Origin of the sequence: Microcystis sp. LEGE 00066 (genome assembly GCF_015207925.1) — a bacterium.
Lineage (GTDB): Bacteria > Cyanobacteriota > Cyanobacteriia > Cyanobacteriales > Microcystaceae > Microcystis > Microcystis ichthyoblabe_A.
Map to the genome: position 1 here is coordinate 1 of NZ_JADEVX010000199.1, position 7,133 is coordinate 7,133.

Sequence of the window (7,133 nt, forward strand, 5' to 3'; positions counted from 1 at the left end):
AGAGGGAATGCTATCCATCTCGGAATGGTTGGCAAAATCCTCCAGTGTTTTTACTAAGAGTTGTCAAACAATCCGAAACTGGTTTGGAGAAATAATTAGTTATTTCGAGCGAAGGACAACGAATGGGGTGGTCGAGGGAATCAACAATAAACTTAAACTAATAAAACGGAGAGGCTATGGCTTTAGAAACTTTCGGAATTTTTGGGTTAGAAGTATGTTATCTTGGCATCTTGTCTGTTGATTTAGCATAAAGAGTAACGAAGAGCCAGAAAAAGTAGCTTTTTGTATGTCTATAGACCCTAACTTAGGACTTAGTCCAGCCCGTGAAGGGATTCGGGGGGCGATGGGTCGGCTTGGTTTTAAGTTAAGAGGCAATTTAGAGCAATATTTGAATGCCTTAGAGTATCTCAAACTGGCCCGTTCTGAAGCTCAAATAGTAGCAGGTGACTCCCAATTTTTTACTTTTGCTCACCGTCGGTTTCAGGAATATTTTGCTACCTGTGTTGTTTTCAGCGATCTTAATCGAATCAGTCCTAGACAGTTATTAACTGATGGTCGCTGGCGAGAAACAGCCGTTGTTATTTTCCAGACACAGCCGCCCGAAGTTTTTGCCCCTATTTTGGCAGAGGCCAGATATTTGCTTGATGAGATAGCTGGGAATATATCTGGACTGATTGATGATCCAGTCGGTTATGTGAATCCAGAAACAACTAATAAAAATCTCTCAGTGCCTAAACCTTTTGCCTGGCCTGATGGTTTACTTCCTCTGCTGGGACTTTTACAAGATGGTTTTATCAGTCGAATTAAAGAGTTACCCGATGATATTCAAATGCAAGCAGGACGTTTTCTTTTAACAGCCAGTAGTGAAGGAACTCTTGCAGATCAGAAATGGAGTTTGGAAGTTGCAGGAATTACGCCTCAACCTGTTTTACTTTGGTTGCTCCGTCATGGTTTTGCAAGTGAAAGTCAATGGTTAAAAGAAGTTGCCTATCGACAAACTGCACGACTTAGCCAAATTCCAGATGATATTGCGGCAGATATTCGCCAAGCGCTTGTGATTTTGTTCGCTCGCAATCGTTTGAATAAGGAATTTTTTGCTACTCATGCACATCTGTCTCGACTCGATCAGGCATCACGATATATAAATATATTACGGCTTTTAAAGTGGATTAGTCCTATTGATATTATCCTACACATCGTAGTATTTTGTGGGGTGATTGGAGCATTAATGCTTGCAAGATATGAACTGTTTGTTTTTATTTCTCCTCTTTTATTCAGGTCTCATCTTACAATGCTTTTGCCTTTAAAACCTGAACTGCTTGTTCTTATTTCTCCTCCTTTATTTTTATTTATGTATCATCTTATATTGCGTAAATTTTTCTACTACGACGTATATCCCGGCTATTTCTTAAACCTCTTTTTTATTCGTATTATATTTTCTCCATTATTGCTTTGGTCTATCTTTGCTATATCGGCAGCTAATACAGGACAATTTACCCATCCATTTTGGTGGGCTTTCTTACTTTTATTTCCCGTATTATATTTTATTATTAAATTCAGAGAACTGATAAAATATGTAATCCATAAATTCAAAGTGATAGCTTTTGTAACTTTTTTGTGGTTGCTTATTATTGTGATTATGTCTTGGTGTATTGATAATCCAGATTCCGTGATAAGTAAAATACTATTTTTTTCTTACTCAATTATTGTTGTTTGTTTCATTCCTCTTACGGTAATAGGAAATTTTATTTCCTTTATTTCCTATATCCAAGATTGGATTAAATGGCAAAAGTGGCTAAAAATACGTCCATCCTCTATAACGGCACAAGAGCTCCTAAATTTAATTACGCATTATCATCATGCGAGATTCAGCAAAAGATTAATTATTATAATTCGTGAAAGAAATTCTCTGCTTGCAACAGAAGATTCAGAACAGTTGCTCAAAGAATTAGCTCTTGCTTTAGAAAGTTCGATCATCTCTAACAAGCGACAATTTAAGATGCAGCAAAGAAAATGGCGTAAATACCTAAAAAATCCTTTTTATGCCATCAAAGATATATCGAGAAGATTGAATTTGGTTAGAAAATCCTCACAAACTCTGACTCGGGAAAGAGTCAATAATTATTCAGGTTCAGAGTTTTTTAATACTTGGCTGGGGAAATATACTCTTAAAGATAAATCACGACTGGTAAATCTAGGTAGCGAATTCTTAGATGAGATTTATATTCTTCTAGAACAAATACGCGCTAGGAGACAGAATTCGAGCGTTCAGAATGATTAGTATGATCGCTGCTCTGGTAGGGTGCGTTCCCTCATGCAATTCCTACCGCTGCAGCGATAGATTTTGGGGAAAGCACCATGCTCATTGATTCAAGTAAATGATAATAATCTAAAAACGTCTATGCACAGCGACGGACGGGAGTGCGATCTGATGTAGCAAATATGGGGGTATTTTACCTTCTCAGCGTTGGGGTTATTGGCTCCCGACCTGATATTATCGATAGTCAGGAGCAGGCAAGCAAATTGCACCATAAGGCTGAAACCCGTGAGCGGACTTAGATAGTAAATGTACCTTGTCGATGATGCTGAGGAACCAGCAACAGGTTCGTCGAGTTCTACAGCTTATAGCACCGTTATCTGTAAATATTCTCGTTTTCAAGGTTTAATTGGGCAATAGCTCCATCAATCAAATCACAGCCCTCTCCCAGGGATTCGATGCGCGAAAACCGATCGCGCCAAACCGCCGCACCGGTAAAATCCTGACAATACCAAGCCAGATGTTTCCGCGCTTGCCAGATACCGCGTTGTCCCTTGTATAGCCATAGCCCCTGTAAATGCTCTTTAGCTAGGCTTAACAGGTCAATAGAGGTGGGTTTCGGCAACTTTTTGCCTGTTTTGAGGTAATAATCGATTTCCCCCACTAAATAGGGATAACCGAGGGTTCCCCGCGAACACATCACCCCATCGGCATCAGTAAATTCCAAACAATTAATCGCCGTTTCCACAGAAACAATATCACCATTAGCAATGACAGGAATCGATAAAACCTCCTTCACCCGTTTAATCCATTGCCAATCGGCCGGCCCGTGATAACCCTGTTCCCTAGTGCGTGCGTGCAGGGTCAACATTTGCACTCCCGCATCTTCCAAACGACGGGCAAAATCGATAATATTAATCTCCTGAGCGTTCCATCCCAAGCGAGTTTTCACCGTTACTGGCACCGATACCGCTCTCACCACTTCCCTAACAATTTGCTCGGCAATTTCTGGCTGTCGTAAAAGGGAAGAACCGCCGCCTTTTTTAGTAATTTTATTAACGGGACAACCCATATTAATATCAATGGTCATCGCTCCTTCTTTAACCGCTTTTTCCGCCGCCACAGCCATAAAATCGGGACGGCAATCAAATAATTGCATACTAATTGGTTGTTCTTTGTCCCCGATAACCATCAATTGCGGTAACTCTTGCAGCTGGGAGATTTCTGTCGCATTAACCATCGACCTATAGAGCATGGAATCAGGAGCAAAGCGTCTCACCAAGCGCCGAAACACTAAATCGGTGACACCGGATAAAGGTGATTGCAAGACGCGGCTATGTACTGCTAAGTTACCGATTTTGAGAGGGGATGAGTAGATAGCCATAGAACCAGTTAAAAAATCAACAGCCAACACCAGCAAACCGAACAATTAGGGGATAGTTCCGTCACTGTTAACATTTTGCCAACCCCATAATATATGCTTAACCGTCATCTTCTAGCCTAAAACTACCTGTATGATGATTGGAGAGGATAGAATCCTATCTCTCCTAAACGAGTAATTAAACAAAAATTTCGCTTTTTTTTATGGATAATCTACAACTCTGGCAACGTTACCAAGATTGGTTATACTATCACCCTAACCTAGAACTTTATCTCGATGTCAGTCGGATTCCCTTCGATGAGGCTTTTCTCAAAGGTCTAGAAGCAAAATTCGAGCGTGCTTTCCAAGATATGGCAGCCTTAGAACAGGGTGCGATCGCAAATCCCGACGAACAGCGTATGGTCGGCCACTACTGGCTGCGCGCTCCTGAACTCGCTCCTAACCAGGAATTGCGGGACGAAATCACTGAACCCTTAGCACAGATCAAAGAATTTGTCAAGAAAATTCACTCCGGAGCAATTAAGCCGCCCAATCGGGCAAAATTCACCCATGTTCTCTGTGTAGGCATCGGGGGGTCTGCTTTGGGTCCCCAATTCGTCGCCGAGGCTCTAGCACCCGATTTTCCCGCTTTAGAGATTGCTTTTATTGATAATACCGACCCCAAAGGCATCGATCGCACCTTAGCCCATTTAACCCTAGCTACCACCCTGGTTATCGTCACCAGTAAATCCGGCGGCACTCCCGAAGCGAGAAACGGAATGTTAGAGGTCCGCAACGCTTACGAAAAACAAGATTTAAACTTTCCGCAACACGCGGTCGCCGTCACTATGCCGGGTAGCCGACTGGATAAATACGCCCAAGATTGGCTAACTCGTTTCCCCATGCAGGATTGGGTCGGTGGTCGTACATCAGAACTATCCGCCGTCGGTCTTCTCCCGGCCGCTTTGCAGGGTATTGACATTGATGAAATGTTAGCCGGGGCCAAAGAAATGGACATCGCCACCCGCGTCCATAACCTGAAAAAAAATCCTAGCGCCCTACTTGCTCTAGCCTGGTATCATGAGGGCAATGGCAAGGGAGAGAAAGATATGGTGATTCTGCCCTACAAAGACAGTCTCTATCTCTTTAGCCGCTATCTGCAACAATTGGTCATGGAGTCCCTCGGTAAAGAAAAAGACCTCGATGGCAAGACGGTTTACCAGGGTATCGCTGTCTATGGTAACAAAGGTTCCACAGACCAACACGCCTACGTCCAACAATTACGCGAAGGGATTCCCAATTTCTTCGCCACTTTTATTGAAGTGTTAAAAGACCGACAAGGAGATTCCATCGAAGTGGAAACCGGCTCCACTGCTGGCGATTTCCTCTCAGGATTACTGCAAGGTACTCGACAAGCTTTATACGAAAACAGTCGTCACTCTATCACGATCACTATCCCAGAGGTTACTCCCCGTCAGGTGGGGGCTTTAATCGCCCTCTACGAAAGGGCCGTTAGTTTCTATGCTAGTTTAGTTAACATTAACGCCTACCATCAGCCCGGGGTAGAAGCAGGGAAAAAAGCCGCCGCTTCCATTCTGGATTTACAAAGAAAAATCGTGCAAGTTGTTCGGGAAACGGGAACTTCTCTTGACCTAGCCACTCTGGCGGCCAAAATCGGGGCTAGTGACCAAGTTGAAGCTATCTATAAAATTGTCCGTCATCTCAACGCTAATCGGCGCAGTTTAACTATTACTGGCGATTTAAGTAAACCAGAAACAATCCAAATCTCTGCCCGCTAATCAGTTATCAGTTATCAGTTATCAGTTATCAGTTATCAGTTATCAGATGTAAGTTTTAAGTTAATTAGTTATTTAGTTATCAGATGTAAGTTAATTAGTTATTTAGTTATTTATTTATCTTCATCTTTATCCCTGTTTACTGTTTACTGTTTACTGTTTACTGATTACTGATTACTGAATATAACTAACCATGGAAATGCTCGAAAACCTGAAAATGGCTTTTTCCGCTTTGATGGCCAATAAACTGCGTAGTGGTCTGACTATGCTGGGAATTGCTATCGGTAACGCCTCCGTCATTGCCCTAGTGGGGGTGGGTGAAGGAGCGCAAAAAGTCGCCCTAGAGCAGTTTGAAGCCCTCGGTCCGAATGTTTTATTTGTTTCCACCTCCTCGCGCAATGTCCGGCGGACAATTCCTAATCCCCGGCCGCTCACCTACGAAGATGCTCAAGCGATCGCATCTCAAGTTCCCGCCATTGCCGCCATTTCTCCCGAATTCAGCGGGAAAACAATCTTATCCTTCGGTAATAGAACCAGTAATAGCCCCCTAGTCGGGGTGGGAGCCGATTACCTAAATGTGCGTAACCGTCAACTATCTAAAGGTAGATTTATTATGGAATCTGACCTGAAACGGGATAATCGCGTGATTGTCTTGGGATCGGAATTAGCTAAAAATTTCTTTGGTAATCGCAATCCCGTGGGCGAAAATCTTCGCATCGGCAATCTTAGTTTTCAAGTTATTGGAATTTTACAGGCGAAAGGCTCCTTATTTGAGGCTAATCAGGATGATCGAGCCTTAATTCCCCTAACTACCATGTCTAATCGGGTTCAAGGCCGCAGCTCTATCTTTGGCATTCCCCTAACTCATATTTCTGTCTTGGCCAAAAACTCCAGCCAAATTAAAGCCGCCCAGTTTCAGATTAGCAACCTGCTGCAAATGCGTCATCAGGTCAGCGACGAGAATTATGTGCAGATTTTCCCCCAAACCGCAATCCTAGAAATGGCCAAAGAAACTAACGATAGTTTAACTAGAATGTTAGCCTCGATCGCTAGTATTTCCCTTTTTGTCGGGGGAATCGGTGTCATGAATATTATGCTCGTGTCAGTCACGGAGAGAACCCAAGAAATCGGGTTAAGAAAGGCTTTAGGAGCGAAAGAAGGGGATATAAAAGGTCAATTCCTCATTGAATCGGTGATTTTAGCCACTACTGGTGGAATTATCGGCATTTTTGTCGGCATTCAAGGAATGTATCTAGCGGGAATTTTTGCCGCTTTAACCACCAGTGTCTCAATCCCTGCGATAATTCTCGCTTTAGGAGTTTCCAGTGCCATCGGTCTGATTTTCGGTGTTGTTCCCGCTCATCGTGCCGCTAAATTAGATCCAATCGTTGCTTTGAGAAGATTATAGTTGCCGAAACTATCCAATCTATCCTACTCGAGTCTGACCAAGACAAAAAAGTGAAACTTGAAATTAAGCAGCAATTTCTTGACTCTCTAAGACAGACTGAAAAGGGAGAAAGGGGGATTTCAGCCGAGGAAGTAGCTAAAAAACTAGGCTTAAATTGGTAATAGCCTACTTGGTAGAATTTACAGCCCACATTCCGCACCCTCAACTGTCACAGATCAAAAAAGCCATTAAAGTAGTACATAATAACTAAAATTAATTCAAAGGTTAAAAGGGTTAATGAGAATATATAGCATTAAAAGGGGTATGGAGCGA

5 protein-coding genes are annotated in these 7,133 nt (G+C 42.6%); 4 read left to right on the top strand and 1 reads right to left on the bottom strand.

The genetic code is table 11. The features are described from left to right. The coding region (locus IQ224_RS19890; RefSeq protein WP_194032751.1) for a transposase at positions 1–241 on the top strand (241 nt) is incomplete at its 5' end. Positions 242–286: 45 nt separating this feature from the next. After that, complete coding sequence (locus tag IQ224_RS19895; protein WP_002744644.1) at positions 287–2,281, top strand: hypothetical protein; 1,995 nt, start codon at positions 287–289, stop codon at positions 2,279–2,281. Between the two features lie 352 nt (positions 2,282–2,633). Here the strand turns inward: IQ224_RS19895 and dusB are convergent, their stop codons facing one another. After that, entirely contained in the window at positions 2,634–3,641 is a 1,008-nt protein-coding gene (dusB, locus tag IQ224_RS19900; protein ID WP_194033400.1) for a tRNA dihydrouridine synthase DusB, read from the bottom strand. 200 nt (positions 3,642–3,841) lie between these two features. Here dusB and IQ224_RS19905 point away from each other — a divergent pair, with 200 nt between their 5' ends. Next, complete coding sequence (locus tag IQ224_RS19905; RefSeq protein ID WP_002744648.1) at positions 3,842–5,416, top strand: glucose-6-phosphate isomerase; 1,575 nt, start codon at positions 3,842–3,844, stop codon at positions 5,414–5,416. Positions 5,417–5,606: 190 nt separating this feature from the next. Beyond that, positions 5,607–6,821: an ABC transporter permease gene (locus tag IQ224_RS19910; RefSeq protein ID WP_002792486.1), complete on the top strand. Its 1,215-nt coding sequence runs from the start codon at positions 5,607–5,609 to the stop codon at positions 6,819–6,821. Positions 6,822–7,133 lie beyond the last annotated feature (312 nt).

What these genes read in the sequence shown, in the direction of transcription:
- IQ224_RS19895 (WP_002744644.1), top strand. Translation starts at nt 287, where the DNA reads ATGTCTATAGACCCTAACTTAGGACTTAGTCCAGCCCGTGAAGGGATT.
- dusB (WP_194033400.1), bottom strand. Translation starts at nt 3,641, where the DNA reads ATGGCTATCTACTCATCCCCTCTCAAAATCGGTAACTTAGCAGTACAT.
- IQ224_RS19905 (WP_002744648.1), top strand. Translation starts at nt 3,842, where the DNA reads ATGGATAATCTACAACTCTGGCAACGTTACCAAGATTGGTTATACTAT.
- IQ224_RS19910 (WP_002792486.1), top strand. Translation starts at nt 5,607, where the DNA reads ATGGAAATGCTCGAAAACCTGAAAATGGCTTTTTCCGCTTTGATGGCC.